This is a genomic window from Streptococcus oralis, from assembly GCF_901543815.1.
GTDB lineage: Bacteria > Bacillota > Bacilli > Lactobacillales > Streptococcaceae > Streptococcus > Streptococcus oralis_CM.
The window spans coordinates 418,798-438,629 of record NZ_CABEIU010000002.1; the positions used below are offsets into that span (position 1 = coordinate 418,798).

Below are 19,832 nucleotides of genomic sequence, written 5' to 3' on the forward strand. Positions count from 1 at the left end.
TTTAATGAGGTAAAAACATGGAAATCATGACCATTGCGATTGTTGTTTTTGCCGTCATCATTGGTTTAGTCATTGGATATGTCAGCATCTCAGCTAAGATGAAATCATCTCAAGAGGCTGCAGAGTTGATGCTTCTAAATGCTGAACAAGAAGCAACTAATTTACGAGGACAAGCTGAGCGCGAAGCGGATTTATTGCTAAATGAAGCCAAGAGCGAAAGCAAGTCTCTTAAAAAAGAAGCACTATTGGAGGCCAAAGAGGAAGCCAGAAAATACCGTGAAGAAGTGGACGCTGAATTTAAGTCAGAACGTCAGGAGCTCAAGCAAATTGAAAGTCGTTTGACGGAGAGAGCTACGAGCCTTGACCGTAAGGACGACAATTTGACGAACAAAGAAAAAACACTTGAACAAAAAGAACAAAGTATTTCTGATAGAGCAAAAAACCTTGATGCACGTGAAGAGCAATTAGAGGAAGTCGAAAGACAAAAAGAAGCTGAACTTGAACGTATCGGTTCGCTTTCCCAGACTGAGGCTCGAGATATTATCTTGGCTCAAACAGAGGAAAACTTGACCAAGGAAATTGCTAGCCGCATTCGTGAGGCTGAGCAAGAAGTGAAGGAGCGTTCAGATAAGATTGCCAAAGATATCTTGGTTCAGGCTATGCAGCGTATCGCTGGTGACTATGTAGCAGAGTCAACAAACTCGACAGTTCACCTACCAGATGATACCATGAAGGGGCGCATTATCGGTCGTGAAGGTCGCAATATTCGTACCTTTGAAAGTTTGACAGGGGTCGATGTGATTATCGACGATACACCGGAAGTGGTAACCTTGTCAGGATTTGATCCGATTCGTCGTGAAATTGCTCGTATGACCATGGAAATGTTGCTCAAGGATGGCCGCATCCACCCAGCTCGTATCGAGGAGTTGGTGGAGAAAAACCGTCAAGAGATTGACAATAAAATCCGTGAATATGGTGAGGCTGCTGCCTATGAGATTGGTGCGCCAAACCTTCATCCAGACTTGATGAAGATTATGGGACGCTTGCAGTTCCGTACTTCATATGGACAAAATGTCTTGCGTCATTCAATTGAGGTTGCTAAGTTATCTGGTATCATTGCCAGTGAACTTGGTGAAAATGCAGCTCTTGCCCGTCGTGCTGGATTCCTTCACGACATCGGGAAAGCTATTGACCGCGAGGTTGAAGGTAGCCACGTTGAGATTGGTACGGAATTGGCTCGTAAGTACAAGGAACACCCAGTTGTGGTGAATACCATTGCTAGCCACCACGGCGATGTCGAAGCCGAAAGCGTCATTGCAGTGATCGTTGCTGCAGCAGATGCCTTGAGTGCGGCGCGTCCGGGTGCTCGTAGTGAATCTCTTGAAAGCTACATCAAGCGTCTCCATGATTTGGAAGAAATCGCCAATGGCTTTGAAGGAGTGCAAAATAGCTTTGCCCTTCAAGCAGGACGTGAAATCCGCATCATGGTTAATCCAGGACAAATCAAAGACGACAAAGTCACAATCTTGGCTCACAAAGTTCGTGAGAAAATTGAAAACAATCTTGATTACCCAGGAAATATCAAGGTAACCGTGATCCGTGAACTTCGTGCAGTAGATTATGCTAAATAAATAAGAAAGAGCAGTTGAAAAATTACTGCTTTTTTGTTACACTAGATAGAAAGACTGTAGAAGGATAATTGACGTGATCATCAGTATCCGAGAGAAATTTCACTTTATTTCACAGACTAACTAAAGGAGACATAATGGCAGACCGAGGCTTACTAATCGTTTTTTCTGGTCCTTCAGGAGTTGGGAAAGGAACGGTTAGAAGAGAGATTTTTGAGAGTTCTGAGAATCAATTTCAATACTCTGTATCGATGACGACGCGTGCGCAACGTCCTGGTGAAGTGGACGGAGTGGACTATTTCTTCCGTACTCGTGAAGAGTTTGAAGAACTGATACGTCAAGGTCAGATGTTGGAATATGCAGAATATGTCGGTAACTACTATGGAACTCCTTTGACCTATGTCAATGAAACTCTGGACAAGGGAATCGATGTCTTTCTTGAGATTGAAGTCCAAGGAGCCCTTCAGGTTAAGAAAAAGGTTCCAGATGCTGTCTTTATCTTTTTAACGCCACCAGATTTGGATGAATTACAAGATCGTTTGGTAGGTCGTGGAACAGATAGTGCTGAAGTGATTGCCCAACGAATCGAAAAAGCCAAGGAAGAAATTGCTCTCATGCGTGAGTATGATTATGCTATTGTCAACGATCAGGTGCCCCTCGCTGCTGAGCGTGTCAAGCGTGTGATCGAAGCAGAACACTTCCGTGTGGACCGTGTCATTGGTCACTACCAGGAGATGTTGCCAAAATCTCCAACTACTCGATAAACTATAGGAAACAGGTACAAGCAAATGATGTTAAAACCCTCTATTGATACCTTGCTAGACAAGGTGCCATCAAAATATTCACTCGTAATCTTGGAAGCAAAGCGTGCCCACGAACTAGAAGCAGGTGCGCCAGCAACTCAAGAGTTTAAGTCTGAAAAATCAACTCTTCGTGCTTTGGAAGAAATCGAGTCAGGAAATGTAACTATTCACCCAGATCCAGAAGGAAAACGTGAAGCGGTTCGTCTCCGTATCGAAGAAGAAAAACGCCGCAAAGAAGAAGAAGAAAAGAAAATCAAAGAGCAAATCGCTAAAGAAAAAGAAGATGGTGAAAAAATTTAAGGTTGGGGGGACTCAATCTTATTTTTTCTATTGCAAGAATTTACTGACAAGAAGGAGGTGAGAAAATGGCTATCGCAAAGATTATCGTGGATGTTCCCCTGATGCAGACGGACCAGCCCTATAGTTATAAGCTCCCTGAAGAATTTGTAGAGATGCTGGAAGTCGGTATGCGGGTCCATGTCCCCTTCGGCAAGGGCAATCGTTTGATCCAAGGAATTGTGCTAGGTTTGGAGTCCCAGTCGGGAGAAGTAGCTGATCAGGACTTGAAGGAGATTGCAGAAGTGCTAGACTTTTCCCCCGTCTTGACTCAAGAGCAACTCTGGCTGGCTGAGGAGTTACGCAAGTCTGTCTTTTCTTACAAAATCTCCATTCTAAAAGCCATGTTGCCGGGATTTTTAAACTCTAGTTATGATAAGATTCTCTATCCTCTGGAAGGTCTGAGTCAGGCAGACAAAGAGCGTTTGTTTGGTTCAGAAGCTTCGCTAGCCTTTTCTTCTCTAGACCTTGCCAAACAGGCAGAAATGATGCGCTTGACCAGAAAAGGGCTACTCCGTTTAGAATACCAAGCAGTCGATCAAAAGAAGGTCAAGACCCAGTCTTGGTATGAGGTCCATGTTGACCAGTTAGAACGTATTGAGATTTCTGCGCGTGCTAAGAAAAAGGCAGAGCTGAGAGACTATTTGCTGTCTCATCCTGAGAGTGCTCCTCTGGCTAGTTTGTTAGAGTCCTACTCACGCGAGCAAGTCAACTTCTTTGTGGAGCAAGGAGCTCTAACTCTAGTCCAAAAGGAAGTGCAACGATCAGCGGCTTATTTTGAAGGCATTGAAGCAAGTACACCTTTGGAATTGAATCCAGAACAAAGACAGGCGCGTGATGCCGTTGTCAGTGCTATTGGCAGTCAACAGCATCCATTCCTCCTTCAAGGAATTACTGGAAGTGGGAAGACAGAGGTTTACTTGCAAATTATCCAAGGAGCCTTGGACAAGGGCAAGACGGCCATTTTGCTGGTACCTGAGATTTCTCTGACGCCGCAGATGACAGAGCGTTTCATTGCTCGTTTCGGCGAGAAAGTAGCTATTCTCCACTCAGGCCTGTCTAATGGTGAAAAGTACGACGAATGGCGCAAGGTTGAGCGTGGCGATGCCCAAGTTGTCGTTGGCGCTCGATCAGCTATCTTTGCTCCTTTGAAAAATCTAGGTGTCATGATTATCGATGAAGAGCATGAAGCTAGCTACAAACAAGACAGCAATCCCCGTTATCATGCTAGAGAGGTCGCCATTCTACGGGCCCAGTACAATCAAGCAGCCCTAGTTCTTGGTTCAGCGACACCAAGTCTGGAAAGCCGTGCGCGGGCTGGAAAAGGTGTCTATCAACACTTGCGGCTAACCCAACGGGCCAATCCTTTAGCCACTATTCCTGAGGTTCAAGTGATTGACTTTCGTGACTATATCGGGCAGAATGAGACGTCAAACTTTACGCCTCCTTTGCTGGAAGCCATTCAAGATCGCCTGGATAAAAAAGAACAGGTAGTCCTCATGCTCAACCGACGAGGTTATTCTAGCTTTGTTATGTGTCGGGAGTGTGGTACTGTGGATAGCTGCCCCAACTGTGACATTTCTCTGACTCTCCACATGGATACCAAGACCATGAACTGCCATTACTGTGGTTTTTCGAAGGGGATTCCTCATGTCTGTCCAAACTGTCAGAGTCGCAGTATTCGCTACTACGGTACAGGGACTCAGAAAGCCTACGATGAACTGGCAGAACTCTTTCCTCAGGCCCGCATTCTACGGATGGATGTGGATACGACCCGCAAGAAAGGCAGTCACCAAGCTCTTCTTGACCAGTTTGGGCGAGGGGAAGCAGATATCTTGTTGGGAACTCAGATGATTGCTAAGGGCTTGGATTTTCCAAATGTGACCCTAGTCGGAGTGCTCAATGCGGATACGGCCCTAAACTTGCCTGATTTTCGTTCTTCTGAGAGAACCTTCCAGCTCTTAACTCAGGTGGCAGGCCGTGCAGGTCGTGCAGAAAAGTCTGGGCAGGTCTTGATCCAGTCTTACAATCCTGAGCACTATGCCATTCGTTTTGCCAAGGACCAAGACTACGAAGGCTTTTACGCTTATGAAATGAGTATCAGACGCCAACTCGGCTACCCACCTTATTATTTCACTATTGGGATTACCCTCTCTCACAAGAAAGAAGAAGAAGTTGTCAAACGTGCCTATGAAGTTATGGGAATTTTGCGCTCAGGTTTATCGGAAACTAGTAAAATCCTTGGACCAACGCCAAAACCCATTGCCCGTACTCACAACCTTTATCATTACCAGATTTTGATTAAATACCGTTTAGAAGATGAGCTGGGACAGACTCTCAACCAGGTCTTGGCCTTGACTCAAGAACGAGAAAATAGCGAGCTTCGTCTCAGCATTGACCATGAGCCGCAGCAATTTTTATAAGAAGGAGAAGAAATGACAAAACTAATCTTTATGGGAACTCCCGATTTTTCAGCGACAGTTTTGAAGGGGTTGTTATCAGATGACCGTTACGAGATTCTAGCTGTTGTGACCCAGCCAGACCGCGCTGTCGGCCGTAAAAAAGTGATCCAAGAAACCCCAGTCAAACAGGCAGCCAAAGAAGCAGGCCTTCCTATCTACCAACCTGAAAAATTATCTGGAAGTCCAGAGATGGAAGACATTATGAAGCTAGGGGCAGATGGGATTGTGACCGCTGCTTTTGGGCAGTTTCTCCCAAGTAAACTCCTTGATAGCATGAACTTTGCGGTCAACGTTCACGCTTCCCTCCTTCCCAAACACCGTGGTGGCGCGCCCATTCATTATGCCTTGATTCAAGGGGATGAGGAAGCTGGCGTGACCATTATGGAGATGGTCAAGGAGATGGATGCAGGGGATATGATTTCCCGTCGCAGCATCCCCATCACTGATGAGGATAATGTTGGAACCTTATTTGAGAAATTAGCGATTGTTGGTCGTGACTTGCTTTTGGACATCCTTCCTAGCTATATTGCTGGGGAGATCAAACCTGTGCCTCAGGACCCAAGCCAGGTCACTTTCTCGCCAAATATCAAACCAGAGGAAGAAAAATTGGATTGGACTAAAACTAACCGTCAACTCTTTAACCAAATCCGAGGGATGAATCCATGGCCTATTGCCCATACTTTTCTCAAGGGAGACCGCTTTAAGATCTATGAAGCCCTACCTGTAGAAGGTCAGGGAGATCCAGGTGAGATTCTCTCTATTGGCAAGAAGGAATTGATCGTCGCAACGGCTGAAGGAGCTCTGTCTCTCAAGCAAGTGCAGCCAGCTGGTAAGCCTAAGATGGACATTTCTTCCTTCCTCAATGGAGTTGGACGGACGTTGACTGTAGGAGAACGATTTGGTGACTAAAGTAGAAACGTCTAGAAGTCTAGCTCTAGCAGTATTAGAGGATGTTTTGGTTAATCAAGCATACTCCAATATTGCCTTAAACAAACACCTCAAGGGGAGTCAACTCTTAGCAGCAGATAAGGGCTTGGTGACAGAGATTGTCTACGGAACGGTAGCCCGAAAACTGACTCTAGAATGGTACCTGTCCCACTTTATCGAAGACCGGGATAAGCTGGATAACTGGCTCTATGTCCTGCTCCTCATGAGTGCCTACCAACTCCGCTATCTGGATAAGATTCCAGACCATGCTGTGGTCAATGAAGCAGTAGAATTGGCCAAAGTCCGTAAAAAGGGCAGTGAAAAATTGGTCAACGCCGTCCTTCGTCGTATTCTGCGTGAAGGCTGGCCAGATATTACCAGTATTAAACGCAAAAACAAGCGTGATTCCATTGCCTATTCTCTCCCAGTTTGGCTCGTATCTAAACTCAAGGAAGAATACGGTGAATCGCGAGCACAAGCCATCTTTGAAAGTCTCTTGGTGCGCAACAAAGCGAGTATCCGGGTGACCAACTTGAGTCGAAAAGAGGAAATCAAAGCTTTGTTAGAGGCGACTGATTCTCTCTTGGCAACCACTGGTCTGGTCAAGGAGCAAGGTCACTTTGCAGGACATGATTTGTTCGCAGAAGGGGCCATTACCATACAAGACGAGTCCAGTCAATTGGTTGCTCCGACCCTTCGTCTACAAGGTGATGAGCAGGTACTGGATGCCTGTGCCGCTCCTGGCGGAAAAACAGTCCATATGGCCTCTTACCTCACATCGGGTAAGGTGACGGCTTTGGACCTTTATGATCACAAGTTGGACTTGATCCAAGAAAACGCCCAACGTTTGGGGGTAGCAGATCGAGTGCAAACGCAAAAATTGGACGCCAGAAAAGTACATGAGTTTTTTGGGAAGGATTCGTTTGATAAGATTTTAGTAGATGCTCCTTGTTCTGGAATTGGTCTTTTGCGTCGCAAACCAGATATCAAATACAATAAAGAAACGGCGGATTTCGCAACATTACAGCAAATTCAGCTGGAAATACTAGGTAGTGTTTGTCAAACCTTACGAAAAGGTGGTATAATAACGTATAGTACCTGTACTATCGTCTCAAAGGAGAACTTTCACGTCGTTGAGGCATTTTTAGAAAGTCATCCCGAGTTTGAGCAGGTTAAACTAGAACATGAATGCAAGGATATTTTGAAGGACGGCTGTATCTTGATCACTCCTGAATTGTACGGAAGTGATGGATTCTTTATCAGCCAATTCCGCAAGATGTCTGATTAGGAAGGAACTGACACAATGGAAATAGCATTATTAACAGATGTTGGTCAGAAACGAACAAATAACCAAGACTATGTCAATCACTTTGTCAACCGAGCAGGACGCACCATGATCCTCTTGGCTGATGGGATGGGAGGACACCGTGCAGGCAATATCGCTAGTGAGATGGCGGTAACAGACCTGGGCGTGGCTTGGGTTGATACCCAAATCGACACCGTCAATGAGGTCCGTGAATGGTTTGCCCACTATCTGGAACTTGAAAATCAAAAAATTCATCAGATGGGGAAAGACGAAGCCTATAAGGGGATGGGAACAACGCTTGAAGCAGTAGCCATTATTGGAAATCAAGCTATTTATGCCCATATCGGTGATTCTCGTATCGGTTTGATCCGTGGTGAAGATTATCGCCAGCTCACAAGTGATCATTCTTTGGTTAATGCTCTGCTAAAGGCTGGCCAGCTAACTCCAGAGGAGGCAGAAATTCATCCGCAGAAAAATATCATTACCCAATCCATTGGGCAAAAAGATGAAATTCAACCAGATTTTGGCATGGTTAGCCTAGAGCCAGGAGACTACCTCTTGCTCAACAGTGACGGCTTGACCAATATGATCTCAGGAAGCGATATCTACGATATTGTAACGAGTGATATTTCCTTGGCAGACAAGGCGGCAACTTTGATTCGTTTTGCCAACAATGCAGGTGGTTTAGACAATATCACGGTTGCCCTTGTTCACATGAATGAGGAGGAAGTAGAATGATCCAGATCGGCAAGATTTTTGCCGGACGATATCGGATTATCAAACAGATTGGTCGAGGAGGCATGGCGGATGTTTACTTGGCCAAGGATTTGATCCTAGACGGGGAAGAAGTGGCGGTTAAGGTCCTGAGGACTAACTATCAGACAGATCCGATTGCTGTGGCACGTTTTCAACGTGAAGCGAGAGCCATGGCGGATCTGGATCATCCCCATATCGTTCGAATAACAGATATCGGTGAGGAAGACGGTCAGCAGTATCTAGCTATGGAGTATGTGGCAGGGCTTGACCTCAAACGTTATATCAAAGAACACTCCCCTCTCTCAAATGAAGAAGCCGTCCGTATTATGGGACAGATTCTCTTGGCGATGCGTCTGGCGCATACGAGAGGAATTATCCACCGAGATTTGAAACCTCAAAATATCCTCTTGACACCAGATGGAACTGCCAAAGTTACAGACTTTGGGATTGCCGTGGCCTTTGCAGAGACCAGTCTGACACAGACTAACTCCATGCTCGGTTCAGTCCACTATCTCTCACCTGAGCAGGCCCGTGGTTCCAAGGCAACTGTGCAGAGTGACATCTATGCTATGGGGATTATTTTCTATGAAATGTTGACTGGACATATCCCTTATGATGGGGATAGTGCGGTGACTATTGCCCTCCAGCATTTCCAAAAACCACTCCCATCTGTTATTGCTGAGAATCCAGCAGTACCACAAGCTTTGGAAAATGTCGTTATCAAGGCAACGGCCAAGAAATTGACAGATCGCTATCAGTCTGTATCAGAAATGTATGTGGACTTGTCGAGTTGTTTATCTCACAATCGTAGGAGAGAACCAAAGCTAGTCTTTGATGAGGCAAGCAAGGTTGATACCAAGACCTTGCCTAAAGTTCCACAAAGCACTCTGACCTCTATTCCGAAGGCTAAGCCACAATTAGAACGACCTCAATCAAAACAGCAGACTCAGCAGGTGGTAGATGAAACACCAGTACCAAAACCAGCGAAAAAACGGAAGTTTAAAGCTCGCTATATGATTTTACTGGCCAGTGCCTTGCTAGTTGCAGCCTCTTTGATTTGGATCTTCTCCCGAACTCCAGCGACTATTGCTATTCCAGATGTATCGGGACAGACAGTTGCTGAAGCTAAAGAGACACTGAAGAAAGCTAATTTTGAAGTAGGTGAAGAAAAGACAGAGGCCAGCGACACAGTAGCCGAAGGTCGCGTCATTCGAACAGATCCAGAAGCTAGAAGCGGTCGAAAAGAAGGAAGTAAAGTAAATCTAATCGTTTCATCAGGTAAGCAATCCTTCCAACTAAGTAACTATGTAGGACGTAAGTCCTCGGATGTTGTCGCAGAGCTCAAAGAGAAAAAGGTTCCAGAAAATCTTATCAAGATCGAGGAAGAGGAATCTAGCGAAAGCGATCCAGGAACAGTCATTAGGCAAACCCCAGCTGCAGGAAGTACTTACGACCTCACGAAAGCCAGCACGATTACCTTAACAGTTGCTAAGAAGGTAACTAGTGTTTCGATGCCAAGTTACATTGGTTCAAGTCTTGAATTTACTAAGAACAATTTGACTCAGATTGTTGGTGTAAAAGAGGCCAATATCGAAGTTGTGGAAGTATCAACTGCTCCTGAAGGAACTACTGCAGGAACAGTTGTTAGTCAGGACCCTAAATCTGGAGAAAAGGTAGATCTCAATAAAACACGTGTTAAGATTTCTATTTATAAACCAAAACCACTTCCTTCTTCATCAAGTTCGTCTCAACACGGAAATTCAGGAACAGACACGACGCCTTCACAGAGTAACAATCAAGGTAGCAATCCTACAACGGATTCTTCAGATGGCAGTAGAACGTCAAGTAATGAACGAAATTAACCCAATCTTTGTCATGAAATCATGACAAAGATTTTTTTTCATGAACTTTTGTGATAGAATAAAGGGAGTAGAAAATAGGAGTAGAAAATGGACGAATCAAAAGAGTTAAATGCTGTCATTGATGTGATTATGCTAGCTGGAACCATTCTCTTGAAAAGTGGTTCGGAGATTCATCGGGTTGAGGACACTATGATTCGCATTGCCCATTCACAGGGAATAGTGGATTGCAATGTTCTTGCCATGCCCGCGGCTATTTTCTTTTCGATTGAAAACACCAATATTTCTCGGATGAAACGGGTGACGTCATCCTCCTATAACATCGAAAAAGTCTGTGATGTCAACCAAGTATCACGGGAGCTTGTGGGTGGTCAGATTGATCTTTCTACAGCTTTTAAAAAGCTGAAGGAAATCAGAAATCAAGCTCTTCCTTATAGCAAGCTTCAAGTGACTGTAGCAGCAACCCTCAGCGCCCCTTTCTTCTCGATTATGTTTGGCGGTAATGTCTATGATGCTTTTGGAGCAGGCGTTGCGACCTTGTTTGGTTTTGCCTTCTCTCTCTATGTCGAGAAGTTTATCCGAATTCCTTTTGTAACAGCTTTTGCGGGTGCCTTTGTTTTTGGCTTGATTGCCCAGTTCTGGGCTCGCTATACTGGATTTCCTTCGACGGCAGACCTGATCATAGCAGGAGCCGTCATGCCCTTTGTTCCAGGGATTGCTCTGACAAATGCGGTACGGGATATCATGACCAACCATATCAACTCTGGTATGAGCAAGATGTTTGAATCTTTGCTCATTACCCTCGCTTTAGGGGCTGGCACCTCTGTCGCCCTGGTTTTGATGACATAAGATGACTCTAACAAGTATTTTGCTCCAAGCAGTGGCGAGTTTACTCGCCATTATCACCTTTCTAATCGTACTAAATGTCCAGCGTTCCATGCTCCTGCCTGGTGGTGTTTTGGGAATGGGCGTTTGGCTCCTCTATCTCGTCCTCAAAGAACCGACCAATGTTATTGTTGCGACCTTTATCGCAGCGGTGATTGGTTCTTGTATCAGCCAGATTTTAAGTATTGTCTATAGGACACCAGCAGTGGTCTTTGTCTTGGCCATTCTTGCCCCCTTGGTGCCGGGTTATTTATCCTATCGAACGACAGCTTTCTTTGTGACAGGCGATTACAGCCATGCTATTGCCAGCGCGACTTTGGTGGTTATGTTAGCCCTTGTTATTTCTATTGGAATGGCAAGTGGAACGGTAATTTTAAAGCTTTATTACTACATCCGAAAACAACGAGGAATCTCTTCCTAATACAATCAAAGCAAAGACTTGATTTGTTGAATCAAGTCTTTTTTCTCTCTTTTGCCCCTATTTGTGATAAAATAGAATGAAACGATTTTTTACAATGAATGAAAAAACAGAGGTAAATATGACAATCGGTATTGATAAGATTGGTTTTGCGACCAGTCAATATGTCTTGAAATTACAAGACTTAGCAGAAGCGAGGGGAGTTGACCCCGAAAAATTTAGCAAGGGACTCTTGTTAAATGAAATTAGTATTGCGCCACTGACTGAGGACATTGTTACCTTGGCAGCTAGTGCAAGCAACTCTATTTTAACAGACAAAGAAAAAGAAGAAATCGATATGGTCATCGTGGCAACCGAGTCAGGAATTGACCAGAGTAAGGCAGCAGCGGTCTTTGTTCATGGCTTGTTAGGCATTCAGCCTTTCGCCCGTAGCTTTGAAATCAAAGAAGCCTGTTATGGAGCGACAGCTGCCCTTCATTATGCTAAATTGCATGTGGAGAATTCTCCAGAGTCTAAGGTTTTGGTCATTGCCAGTGATATTGCCAAGTATGGTGTAGGAACTCCTGGTGAACCAACTCAGGGTGCTGGAAGTGTGGCGATGTTGATCACGCAAAATCCACGCATCATGGCCTTTAACAATGATAATGTTGCCCAAACGCGCGACATCATGGATTTCTGGCGCCCGAACTATTCAAGCACTCCTTATGTAAACGGCATGTACTCGACTCAACAGTATCTTGATTACCTGACAACGACTTGGGATGAATACAAGAAACGCTATGATTGGACTATGAATGATTTTGCGGCCATCTGCTTCCACTTACCTTATCCTAAGTTGGCCCTAAAAGGCTTGCGCAAGATGATGGATAAGACTTTGTCTCAGGAAAAAAAGGATAGTCTGCAAGAAAACTTTGATAAGTCCATTCTCTACAGTCAGATGATTGGGAATATCTACACAGGTTCCCTCTTCCTTGGGCTTCTCTCCCTTTTGGAAAATGCAGAAAATTTGAAGGCTGGAGATAAAATTGTCCTCTACAGTTACGGAAGTGGAGCGGTTTCAGAGTTCTTTAGTGGAGAACTGGTAGAAGGTTATGAAACTTACCTTGATAAGGATCGCTTGAGCAAACTCAAGCAACGTACAGCATTGTCTGTTGAAGACTATGAAAAAGTCTTCTTCGAAGAGGTAGAGTTGGATGAATCTGGTTCAGCCCAGTTTGCAGGTTTTGAAAATCAAGACTATGCCTTGGTTGAAATTCTCGACCACCAACGTCGTTATAGCAAGGTTGAAAAATAATGAAGAGAAGTTGGAATGGATTTTCTAAAAAGTCATACCATGAGCGCCTTGAGTTACTGAAAGCTCAGGTGCTCCTTAGTCCTGAAAAGCAAACCAGTCTGGAGCAGGATGAACAAGTCAGCTTGGCAGTTGCAGATCAGCTGAGTGAGAATGTAGTGGGAACTTTTTCTCTGCCTTATTCTATCATTCCAGAACTTTTGGTGAATGGTCAGAACTACACAGTTCCTTATGTGACAGAAGAACCCTCAGTGGTTGCTGCGGCTAGTTATGCCAGCAAAATCATCAAGAGAGCAGGTGGCTTTACTGCTCAAGTACATGAGCGCCAGATGATTGGTCAGGTAGCCCTTTATCAAGTTGCTGATCCAGATCTAGCGCAGGAGAAAATTGCCAGCAAGAAAGCGGAGCTCTTGGAACTTGCCAATCAAGCCTATCCGTCCATCGTTAAACGTGGAGGTGGGGCGCGTGATTTGCATGTAGAGCAGATCAAAGGTGAAACAGACTTTCTCGTTGTTTATCTCCATGTCGATACTCAGGAGGCCATGGGAGCCAATATGCTCAACACCATGCTGGAAGCTTTGAAGCCAGTCTTAGAAGAACTCAGTCAGGGACAGAGTCTTATGGGGATCCTGTCCAACTACGCGACCGATTCTCTGGTGACTGCAAGCTGTCGCATTGCCTTTCGCTACTTGAACCCTCAAAGGGACCAAGGTCGAGAAATTGCGGAGAAAATAGCCTTGGCTAGCCAGTTTGCGCAGGCTGATCCTTACCGAGCAGCTACTCACAATAAAGGGATTTTTAACGGTATTGATGCGATTTTAATCGCCACGGGTAATGACTGGCGTGCCATCGAAGCCGGGGCCCATGCCTTTGCCAGTCGAGATGGACGCTATCAAGGTCTTAGTCAATGGACACTGGACATGGAAAGAGAAGAATTGGTGGGCCAGATGACACTCCCTATGCCTGTAGCGACTAAGGGTGGCTCTATCGGTCTCAACCCACGTGTGGCTCTTAGTCACGAACTATTGGGAAATCCTTCTGCCAAAGAATTAGCTCAGATTATAGTGTCCATCGGTCTTGCCCAAAACTTTGCGGCTCTCAAAGCCTTGGTGAGTACGGGCATCCAGCAAGGTCACATGAAATTGCAGGCCAAATCCTTAGCTCTCTTAGCTGGTGCTAGTGAGTCTGAAGTTGCTCCCCTAGTTGAGCGCCTCATCGCCGAGAAAACCTTTAACTTAGAGACAGCCCAGCGCTATCTAGAAAATTTACGATCATAAAAGAGTCTGGGACAAAAAGATTTTGATTTTAGGAATTCTTTATTATAAATTTTAAAATCGATAGATTAGACAAAAAAGCGAACAAGACAGAATTCTGAGTGTCAGATAACTGATTTTGTTCGCTTTTTATATCTAAGGTTAGACTTTTGTCCCAGACTCTTTGTACTTAAATACTTTTTCCAGGTAATAGGGTGACTGGTAAGAAGTAACCAGTTGTCGCGACTTCCTTGCCTTCGATCTTCTGCAAGAGAAGATCAACAGTGAGTTGGGCAATCTCTTCCAAGGGTTGCTTGATAGTCGCCAGTTGAGGGTAGTAGTTCTCAATAAAGTAAGTCCCGTCATAGCCGATGACTTTGAGCTCTTCAGGAACAGAGATTCCCAGTTCCTGAGCGATTTTGATAACCAAAATGGCTGTCAGATCATCTGAAGCAAAGATAGCATCTGGTTTCTGATGAGTCAAGATATTCTTGATTTCCATTTCCTTTCTAACGGGAGAAAAGTCACTTGAAACATTGATAATAGGAGCTTTCGGGAGTACAGAGGCAAAGCCAGCATGACGAAGTCCAGTAGGCGAGTTGGAATTGTCATTTCCTGTAATCATGATGATAGACTGGGCACCTGTCTTGACCAAGGTTTGGGCAGCGAGAACCCCGCCACCGTAGTTGTCAGAGGAGACAACAGGAATGTCTGGAGACAAGTTTCGGTCAAAGGAAATGATCGGCGCCGTCACACGATTGTAGTCTTCGATTCCCAAGTTGTGACTTCCAGAAATGATGCCGTCCACCTGATTGGCCTCCAGCATTTCGATGTACTCACGTTCTTTTTCAGAATCGTGTTCGCTGTTACAGATGATGGTCTTGTATCCATTCTTAAAGAGTTGGTGTTCCAGCTTGTCAATAAACTCAGCATAAAAGACATGACTAATGTTTGGGAAAATGAGACCAATCAATTTAGCAGATTTTCCTTGGAGGCTTCGAGCCAGGTTGTTGGGCTTGTAGCCTAACTCTCGCATGGCTTCATTGACTTTTTGAATGGTTTTTTCCGATAGATAACCCTTTTTATTGATAACCCGTGAGACGGTAGTGGGACTGACACCTGCAAGTTTAGCGACATCAGTTAGTTTTGCGGCCATAATCTAATTCATAGTAGGTTCCGGTTGGTTTTCCAGACTTGATCAGGATACCGTTTTGATCTGCATGCGGAAAGACGCGACCAGAAAATACTTTTTCTCCTTTATTGATAAAAATTTCAAAAACAGAATTGTCGATGAAGATGTTAGCAGTAGTAGCTTGCTTGTCGATTGGGCAAGAACGAGTAGTTCCAAATTCTTGGGCGTATTGCTCACCAGCCTGGCTACGGTCCACTGTCACCTGACCATTTACAAGGTCAAAGTTGATGGAAAGTCCCTTACCTTCTTTGTCAGCAAGTAAGACAATCTCGCTCTGGCTATTGGCTTCCAAGTTGAGTTCGAGTTCGTACGTGTTCTTGGTTTGATCACGATTTGAGAACACCTCTTCAGAAGCACGAAGGTCTTTGATAGCTGCGACTGGGTATTGGTAGAGTTTGCCGTCTTTGATAGTGAGTTCCTTGACCAAAGAGAAGGTTCCTTGGTGGTCAAAACGATCAGATGGGTAGGCTACATCTGGTAGCCCAAGCCAGCTAACTGCTAGAGCGCGTCCGTCTGGAGCGTTAAAGGCTTGAGTTGCATAGGCTTCAAAACCATAGTCTAGATTTTGCAATGGAGACACATCTACCATTTTGGCATTTTCAGGGTCAAAGGAAGCCCCAATCTTATACATATTTGGATAGATATTATCGTAGTTTAGAACTTTCTTATCCAATCCTTGTGGACAATAGAGGAGGACAGGTTGCTCCCCGACAAAGACCAGATTTGGGCATTCCATCATATAGGCAGTACGGTCGTTAGCAAAGTCTAGGTCACCAACTGCTTGCCAGTTTGTGTAGTCGTTGTCTACAGCCTTGTAGAGACGGACGAAGCCTTTTTTCTCCAAGTCCTGTCCCCCCACGATAGCATAATATTGCCCCTTAAAGTTAAAAATTTGTGGGTCACGGAAGTGGTCGGTAGAGTCTGCTGGCTGGTCAATCAAGACCTTGTCAATTTTCGTGATCTTGCCATCTTTATCCAAAAGAGCACCGATCTGGTATGGGTGACGAATCCAGTTTTCATCACGGACATTTCCTGTATAAAATAGGAACAAGTTATCGCCAAACTGCATGGCAGAACCAGAGTAGGCACCGTGGCTATCTAATGGAGTATCTGGCAAGACTTTGACTCCAGTTTCTGTAAAGTGCACCAGATCATCACTTTCAAGCTGCACCCAAGACTTCAAACCATGAGCTGCACCAAAGGGGAAATTCTGGTAAAAGAGAATCCATTTGCCATCAAAGTAAGAAAATCCATTTGGGTCATTGAGAAGCCCCATTTTAGGCTCGACATGGTAATGAGTATGCCATGGAGATTGTGCCATCTTTTCCTTGATTTGCTTGATTTCATCATCTGTCCAATCTTCGTAGCGTCTATAACGGCGCTCGGTTGTCCATTCCATTTTATCTTTCCTCCTAAAGTTCTACTATCTTAATAGTAAACGTTTTCGACCAAAAAAGCAAGTCTTTTATGTTAAAAAATAGCAAAAAATGTCAAACGATTATCATAAAATAAAAGAAGAGTATTCAGCTAATTTTCACGAAAAGATGAAAGAAAATGAAAAATAAAAGCTTTGAGCCCTCTAATATAAGGATGTTTTTGTGAGTCAATAGAAGAATTCAGTCAAAAACTATCATAAAGGAATATAAAGAACAGAAGAAAAATAAAAAATTCTGCAAAACGCTTGACATATTTTAGAAACATGATAAAATAATAGTCGTAGGGCGGATAAAATCGCTTTCAAACACTTTACAAAATTTTATATAAGGAGATTTTTGCAAATGAACAATCAGGATATTGCAAAAAAAGTCATCGAAGCCCTTGGCGGACGTGAAAATGTCAACAGTGTTGCCCACTGTGCGACTCGTCTACGTGTCATGGTCAAAGATGAAGGGAAAATCAAGAAGGAAGTGATTGAGAACTTGGATAAAGTTCAAGGAGCTTTCTTTAACTCAGGCCAATACCAAATCATCTTTGGGACTGGTACAGTAAACAAGATGTACGACGAAGTGGTTGCACTTGGTTTGCCAACATCTTCTAAAGAAGACATGAAAGCAGAAGCTGCTAAACAAGGAAACTGGTTCCAACGTGCTATCCGTACTTTCGGTGACGTCTTTGTACCAATCATTCCAGTTATCGTAGCGACAGGTCTCTTCATGGGTCTTCGTGGTCTCTTGAACGCTCTTGGAATCACACTTCCAGAAGATGTTACCATTTACAGCCAAATCCTCACAGATACAGCCTTCATCATCTTGCCAGGTTTAGTTGTATGGTCAACCTTCCGCGTATTCGGTGGAAATCCAGCCGTTGGTATCGTCCTTGGTATGATGCTGGTTTCTGGTTCGCTTCCAAACGCTTGGGCAGTAGCATCAGGTGGTGAAGTAACAGCTATGAACTTCTTTGGCTTCATTCCTGTTGTTGGTTTGCAAGGTTCTGTTCTTCCAGCCTTCATCATAGGGGTGGTCGGAGCCAAGTTTGAAAAAGCTCTCCGCAAGGTGGTTCCAGATGTCTTGGATCTTTTGGTGACACCATTCGTGACACTTTTGGTTATGTCTATCCTTGGACTCTTTGTCATTGGACCAGTCTTCCACGTTGTTGAAAACTACATCCTTCTCGGAACAAAAGCAATTCTTGGCTTGCCATTTGGTCTCGGTGGTTTGGTCATTGGTGGGGTTCACCAATTGATCGTCGTATCAGGTGTGCACCACATCTTCAACTTGCTTGAAGTTCAGTTGTTGGCTGCTGACCATGTCAACCCATTCAACGCTATCATCACTGCAGCGATGACAGCTCAAGGGGCTGCGACAGTTGCCGTTGGTGTTAAAACTAAAAATCCTAAACTGAAAACACTTGCTTTCCCAGCTGCTCTTTCTGCCTTCCTCGGTATTACAGAGCCTGCTATCTTCGGGGTAAACTTGCGCTTCCGTAAACCATTCTTCCTTTCATTGATCGCTGGTGCTATCGGTGGTGGATTGGCTTCAATCCTTGGACTTGCTGGTACTGGTAATGGTATCACCATCATCCCTGGTACTATGCTTTACGTTGGGAATGGTCAATTGTTCCAATACCTTCTTATGGTAGCTGTATCATTCGTTCTTGGTTTTGCCCTTACCTACATGTTTGGTTACGAGGACGAAGAAGAAGTTGCTAGTGAAGTTGCGACAGAACGCTTGGTTCAAGAAGAAACAACTGGCAACATTCCACTAGCTCCTCAAAATGAAACAATCCAAACTCCAATCGTTGGGGACGTAGTTGCTCTTGAAAATGTTAATGATCCTGTCTTTTCAAGTGGTGCAATGGGACAAGGAATCGCAGTTAAACCAAGCCAAGGCGTGGTTTACGCACCAGCTGATGCAGAAGTATCAATCGCCTTTGCTACAGGACATGCTTACGGTTTGAAGACAGCGAATGGAGCTGAAATCTTGATCCACGTTGGTATCGATACGGTGACTATGAACGGTGAAGGCTTTGAACAAAAGGTTGCTCAAGGCGACAAGGTCAAAGCTGGTGACGTTCTTGGAACCTTTGACTCAAACAAAATCGCTGCCGCAGGTCTTGACGACACAACAATGGTTATCGTAACCAACACAGCAGACTACGCTTCTGTGACACCAGTCGCAAGCGGTTCAGTTGTCAAGGGTGATGCTATCATTGAAGTGAAAGCCTAGTCCTTTTCGAAAATCAAATCTAAAAACAAAACGAACAAATATCATGTTTGTTCGTTTTTACTTGGATGGTAAGATTTACAGAGGAAAATCTAAAATATTGAGAAATCTAGCCCTTTAAAATGTGCTATAATAGAGAAAACAAAGATAAGAGGTTTATCATGACAAAATTATATGGAAGCTTAGAAGCGGGCGGTACAAAGTTCGTCTGTGCTGTCGGAGATGAAAATTTTAACGTTGTAGAAAAGACACAATTTCCTACAACAACTCCTATCGAGACCATCGATAAAACCATCGAGTTCTTTTCAAAATTCGATAATCTTGCAGGTCTTGCCATCGGTTCCTTCGGTCCCATCGATATCGATAAAAACTCAAAAACCTATGGCTTTATCACAACGACTCCAAAACCTCACTGGGCAAATGTAGACCTACTTGGTGCCCTTCGTCGTGCCCTCAACGTACCCATGTATTTCACAACAGACGTAAACAGCTCTGCCTATGGTGAAGTGGTTGCTCGTAACAATGCTGGCGGTCGTATCGAAAACTTGGTCTACTACACGATCGGTACAGGGATTGGTGCAGGTGTCATCCAACGTGGTGAGTTTATCGGTGGTGTGGGTCACCCTGAGATGGGGCACTACTATGTGGCTAAACACCCAATGGATGTGGAAAAAGAATTTAACGGTGTTTGTCCATTCCACAAAGGCTGTTTGGAAGGATTTGCGGCTGGTCCAAGTCTCGAAGCCCGTACAGGTGTTCGTGGTGAAAACATCGAACTCAACAGTTCTGTCTGGGACGTTCAAGCCTACTATATCGCTCAAGCTGCAGTCAATGCTACTGTAACTTTCCGTCCAGATGTGATCGTCTTTGGTGGTGGGGTTATGGCCCAACAACACATGCTGGATCGTGTGCGTGAGAAATTCACAGCTCTCCTCAACGGCTACCTACCAGTACCAGACGTGCGTGACTACATCGTGACCCCAGCAGTCGCAGGCAATGGTTCTGCTACACTTGGAAACTTTGTCCTTGCTAAGAGTGTCGCAAAATAAAACAA

General features: G+C 44.5%; 16 protein-coding genes. 14 read left to right on the forward strand and 2 right to left on the reverse strand.

The genetic code is table 11. From position 1 onward, the window contains the following. Nucleotides 1-17: 17 nt before the first annotated feature. The 12 genes from FQT28_RS02110 to FQT28_RS02165 all read left to right on the forward strand — a co-directional run bounded on the left by FQT28_RS02110 (nt 18) and on the right by FQT28_RS02165 (nt 13,948). A complete protein-coding gene (locus FQT28_RS02110) occupies nt 18-1,631 on the forward strand; it encodes a ribonuclease Y (protein ID WP_049519337.1) in 1,614 nt (537 codons plus the stop codon). A gap of 134 nt (nt 1,632-1,765) precedes the next feature. Further along, nucleotides 1,766-2,392, forward strand: coding sequence for a guanylate kinase (gmk, locus tag FQT28_RS02115; protein WP_000775041.1), 627 nt, complete (start codon nt 1,766-1,768; stop codon nt 2,390-2,392). Nucleotides 2,393-2,416: 24 nt separating this feature from the next. Beyond that, on the forward strand, nt 2,417-2,731 hold the full coding sequence (gene rpoZ, locus FQT28_RS02120) for a DNA-directed RNA polymerase subunit omega (RefSeq protein WP_002874282.1): 315 nt from the start codon (nt 2,417-2,419) through the stop codon (nt 2,729-2,731). A gap of 65 nt (nt 2,732-2,796) precedes the next feature. After that, nucleotides 2,797-5,190, forward strand: coding sequence for a primosomal protein N' (locus FQT28_RS02125; protein ID WP_143989267.1), 2,394 nt, complete (start codon nt 2,797-2,799; stop codon nt 5,188-5,190). Between the two features lie 12 nt (nt 5,191-5,202). Continuing rightward, nucleotides 5,203-6,138: a methionyl-tRNA formyltransferase gene (fmt, locus tag FQT28_RS02130; RefSeq protein WP_143989268.1), complete on the forward strand. Its 936-nt coding sequence runs from the start codon at nt 5,203-5,205 to the stop codon at nt 6,136-6,138. Next, the gene (gene rsmB, locus FQT28_RS02135; protein WP_185952342.1) at nt 6,131-7,444 is read left to right on the forward strand and encodes a 16S rRNA (cytosine(967)-C(5))-methyltransferase RsmB; all 1,314 of its coding nucleotides are present in this window, start codon (nt 6,131-6,133) and stop codon (nt 7,442-7,444) included. The genes fmt and rsmB overlap by 8 nt, the downstream gene beginning before the upstream one ends. A 15-nt stretch (nt 7,445-7,459) precedes the next feature. Further along, nucleotides 7,460-8,200, forward strand: coding sequence for a Stp1/IreP family PP2C-type Ser/Thr phosphatase (locus FQT28_RS02140; RefSeq protein ID WP_000401538.1), 741 nt, complete (start codon nt 7,460-7,462; stop codon nt 8,198-8,200). After that, on the forward strand, nt 8,197-10,080 hold the full coding sequence (pknB, locus tag FQT28_RS02145) for a Stk1 family PASTA domain-containing Ser/Thr kinase (RefSeq protein ID WP_143989270.1): 1,884 nt from the start codon (nt 8,197-8,199) through the stop codon (nt 10,078-10,080). The genes FQT28_RS02140 and pknB overlap by 4 nt, the downstream gene beginning before the upstream one ends. A gap of 87 nt (nt 10,081-10,167) precedes the next feature. Next, nucleotides 10,168-10,926 carry a threonine/serine exporter family protein gene (locus tag FQT28_RS02150; protein WP_000344526.1) on the forward strand — a complete coding sequence of 253 codons (759 nt, stop codon included), beginning with the start codon at nt 10,168-10,170 and terminating at the stop codon, nt 10,924-10,926. A 1-nt stretch (nt 10,927) separates the two neighbouring features. Continuing rightward, nucleotides 10,928-11,383 (forward strand): threonine/serine exporter family protein, encoded by a 456-nt coding sequence (locus FQT28_RS02155; RefSeq protein WP_143989271.1) that lies wholly within the window; start codon nt 10,928-10,930, stop codon nt 11,381-11,383. A gap of 118 nt (nt 11,384-11,501) precedes the next feature. Next, nucleotides 11,502-12,674 carry a hydroxymethylglutaryl-CoA synthase gene (locus tag FQT28_RS02160; RefSeq protein WP_185952375.1) on the forward strand — a complete coding sequence of 391 codons (1,173 nt, stop codon included), beginning with the start codon at nt 11,502-11,504 and terminating at the stop codon, nt 12,672-12,674. Continuing rightward, a complete protein-coding gene (locus FQT28_RS02165; RefSeq protein WP_143989272.1) occupies nt 12,674-13,948 on the forward strand; it encodes a hydroxymethylglutaryl-CoA reductase, degradative in 1,275 nt (424 codons plus the stop codon). Before FQT28_RS02160 ends, FQT28_RS02165 begins: the two co-directional genes overlap by 1 nt. Nucleotides 13,949-14,114: 166 nt before the next feature. On the opposite strand, the gene FQT28_RS02170 is transcribed toward FQT28_RS02165, so the two are convergent. After that, nucleotides 14,115-15,080, reverse strand: a complete 966-nt coding sequence (locus FQT28_RS02170; RefSeq protein ID WP_143989273.1) for a LacI family DNA-binding transcriptional regulator — start codon at nt 15,078-15,080, stop codon at nt 14,115-14,117. Continuing rightward, nucleotides 15,061-16,515 carry a sucrose-6-phosphate hydrolase gene (locus FQT28_RS02175; protein ID WP_143989274.1) on the reverse strand — a complete coding sequence of 485 codons (1,455 nt, stop codon included), beginning with the start codon at nt 16,513-16,515 and terminating at the stop codon, nt 15,061-15,063. Before FQT28_RS02175 ends, FQT28_RS02170 begins: the two co-directional genes overlap by 20 nt. A 379-nt stretch (nt 16,516-16,894) precedes the next feature. On the opposite strand from FQT28_RS02175, the gene FQT28_RS02180 reads away from it, so the two are divergent. After that, complete coding sequence (locus tag FQT28_RS02180) at nt 16,895-18,781, forward strand: sucrose-specific PTS transporter subunit IIBC (protein ID WP_143989275.1); 1,887 nt, start codon at nt 16,895-16,897, stop codon at nt 18,779-18,781. Nucleotides 18,782-18,939: 158 nt separating this feature from the next. Then, nucleotides 18,940-19,827: a fructokinase ScrK gene (scrK, locus tag FQT28_RS02185; protein WP_000164289.1), complete on the forward strand. Its 888-nt coding sequence runs from the start codon at nt 18,940-18,942 to the stop codon at nt 19,825-19,827. Nucleotides 19,828-19,832 lie beyond the last annotated feature (5 nt).